Here is a 2,924-nt window from a genome sequence, read left to right as displayed (position 1 = left end):
AAAGTAAAATTATTAAGTTTAAATATGACAATTCAGGTAATAAAAAGAAATTCAAATATGCTATTGAGACTGACCCTCAGTTTTCTCCAGAATTTAAAATAGAGTTAAATACAAAACAAAATATAAAGTTTGAACTTTATTATTCTAAGTACATGAATGACTTTGTAAATTCCATTTTGACACTTGGCGACATTGAAGTTTATGCTCGCTTGACAGATTATGAGAATAAAAAGTTAGAGCTGGTTGGAATTAAAAAATAAAATTTTACAGTGTATAACAACTAAGGATTCGGATGGTGCGCAGCACCAAATCTGAATTCCGTGTTGAACGAACCGTTACTATGGGTAATGATATGATTTTAGTGTGGGATTAAAAACCTTTTATACTTTACTATTTTTAATGAGGTTTTACTTTTTACGAATATATGTTAAAATTTTTGCCATTTTTTTTTAATACTTCAGTGGTTTTTAAGTAGTTTTTTCGTTTATAGGCATAATTTCTCCATTCACCTAAAAACGGTGTTACATTATACCAGCTGCAAATTTAAGAATGAAATTATCACTAGGTGGGCCACGAGAATTGAAAGTAAATATTGTTATTAAGCGGCCGATTCTACAAACCGGGCATTGCATGTGTTTGCTTTCTTCCCTTGCAGGAAGTATAACTTTGCCGATTTGTCGTTCGATTTGTGGCAGCATCACTTTTTTAAGCGAACTGCTCAATATACCGTAATGGCGTATCCGTGTAAAACCTTTGGGCAGGATATGCAGGGCAAAACGCCTGATAAACTCCGCATCGCTTAATTTTAGTTGATATCGTTTGCCTCGTTGTCGGTAATCTTTGGCCCAAAAAGTAACCCTGCCATTATCGATTGATATCAAACGATGATTGCTTATGGCTATTTTGTGTGTATAACGACCCAGGTATTCAACTACCTGTTCGGCACCATAAAAAGGTTGTTTGCAATAAACCACCCAATTTTTAGCAAACAGGTTGCGAGATATGGAATGGCTAATATTGGTGACTTTACGCAATGCGCGTATAAATCTTGCGCGAAAAACCTTACTCATAGCTTTTACCGGGAACAGATATTTGTTTTTACCTTTGGCATTCTTCCATTTATTACCCGACCAGCCCCCGCCTGGAACAATACAATGCAAATGCGGATGCAGTGATAAATTCTGTCCCCAGGTATGAAGTATGGCTATCATCCCTGTTTTTGCACCCAAAAATTTTGGGTTAGCTGCAAAATCAGATAGCACAGACCAGGCTACTTTAAAAAGTAAATTATAAAGCATCTCAGGTTTACTGAGGGCATAAACGTTAAGTTCCACGGGAAGAGTAAATACAACGTGGTAATAAGGCACTTTTATCAATTCCTTTTCACGCTGCTGTATCCATTCTTCCTGCTTATGGCCCTGACATTTTGGGCAATGCCGGTTCCGGCAGCTGTTATAGCTGATATGAATATGCCTGCATTGAGGATTGGTACATTTATCGATATGCCCTCCCAATTGGGCTGTCCGGCAAACTTCTATGGCATACAGAGTTCTATCCTGCCAACTATTGAGGGTAAATTTCCCCAGCTGATGGTGATTGCGTCGCAACACATCAGCCACTTCGTATAAAGGAGTCATTACTTAACCGTTTTGTATAGTCTGTCAAGGGGGCAAAACACTCTTTCCCTGCCCATTTGAGCTATATGAAGATATACCAGGGTACTTCGGATGTCGGTATGACCCAGCAATTCTTTCAACGACATAATATCCAGCCCCATCTCCAATAAATGCGTAGCATAAGTATGCCGTAAGACGTGTGATGTCACATGTTTGGTTATATCGGTCCGTTTTACAGTTTGCCTGATAATCCATTGAACACCAGTTTCTGAAAACTGTTGTAATTCTCCCTGGCTGTTTTTACCATTAAAAAGCCAGAGGTAAGGTTTCTCTGATTCGATGTAGGTTCGTAAGCCTCGTGATAAATGCTCGCCAATAGGTACATAACGGTCTTTTCTTCCTTTTCCTTCACGGATATGCAACATCCTTCGGTCTAAATCAATATCCGGAAGTTTAATGTTTAGTAACTCAAATCGGCGTAATCCACAACCATAAAGCATGGCCAGTACTAACCGGTGTTTAAGTAATTGCGGAGCATTAAGCAATTGTTTTATTTCTCTGTGGCTTAATACTACAGGTAGTTTCTTGGGTAATTTGAGGCTTGGCAAAAAAACTCGTTTCCCTGCTATACCCAAAACTTTATAGGCAAAACGCAATCCATAAACCGTATGTTTAAAATAACTCGATGATGGAGTGTTACTTTGCGTTTTTAGGTGTTGCAAGTAATCTAACACCTGCTCTTCATCAAGTTCTTCCGGACTACAATTAAAATGTAAGGCCATTGTGGCCAGGCATCGGGTGTAATTCGATAAAGTGCTCTTGCTTTTACCGGAAATTTCAATGTGCCGCTTGAGTTTTAAATAAAGTTCATTAAATTTAGGAAGTGAAAAACAAGCGCATTCAATTAAAGTAGTGCTTTTTTTTTCATAAATATTTATTATTGATGAATAAACCTAAAGGTACAAAGATTTTTTCTTTAGCTACCTTTAGGTTTCGTTCAACAACTACTTCAATTAGTAATATTACAGCAATTAGTTCTGAGAGTGGCGGTAACATAAGTGATGATGGTGGATTTGCAGTTACTGATCGGGGTGTTTGTTGGAGTATAAGTACTAATCCAACCATTAATGATTATAAAACGGATGATGGTACTGGAATTGGTACATTTACAAGTAATATAACAGGTTTAAATGTTAACACAACATACTACGTTAGAGCTTATGCAACTAATGTAAATGGTATAAATTATGGAGATGAATATAGCTTTACTACAAAAGATGGAGTGCCAATTATAACTACCATAGCAAT

General features: G+C 37.2%; 3 protein-coding genes and 1 pseudogene. 2 read left to right on the top strand and 2 right to left on the bottom strand.

Annotated elements, in window-relative coordinates; all coding sequences use genetic code 11:
* On the top strand, positions 1–260 hold a 260-nt coding region (locus tag VJ937_RS08640), incomplete at its 5' end, for a hypothetical protein (protein ID WP_324066496.1).
* A 261-nt stretch (positions 261–521) separates the two neighbouring features.
* Here VJ937_RS08640 and VJ937_RS08635 read toward each other — a convergent pair.
* Positions 522–1,637, bottom strand: a complete 1,116-nt coding sequence (locus VJ937_RS08635) for an IS91 family transposase (protein ID WP_324066495.1) — start codon at positions 1,635–1,637, stop codon at positions 522–524.
* Positions 1,637–2,521 carry a tyrosine-type recombinase/integrase gene (locus tag VJ937_RS08630; RefSeq protein ID WP_324066497.1) on the bottom strand — a complete coding sequence of 295 codons (885 nt, stop codon included), beginning with the start codon at positions 2,519–2,521 and terminating at the stop codon, positions 1,637–1,639. The genes VJ937_RS08635 and VJ937_RS08630 overlap by 1 nt, the downstream gene beginning before the upstream one ends.
* Before the next feature lie 38 nt (positions 2,522–2,559).
* Between VJ937_RS08630 and VJ937_RS08625 the strand changes: the two are divergent.
* A pseudogene (locus tag VJ937_RS08625) lies at positions 2,560–2,924 on the top strand (hypothetical protein); the annotation flags it as partial.

This window comes from Salinivirga sp. (assembly GCF_035268865.1).
In the GTDB taxonomy this organism is placed as follows: domain Bacteria; phylum Bacteroidota; class Bacteroidia; order Bacteroidales; family Salinivirgaceae; genus Salinivirga.
The sequence above is the reverse complement of the archived record's forward strand: the minus strand, read 5'-3'. Positions and strand labels throughout refer to the sequence as shown.

What these genes read in the sequence shown, in the direction of transcription:
- VJ937_RS08635 (WP_324066495.1), bottom strand. Translation starts at nt 1,637, where the DNA reads ATGACTCCTTTATACGAAGTGGCTGATGTGTTGCGACGCAATCACCAT.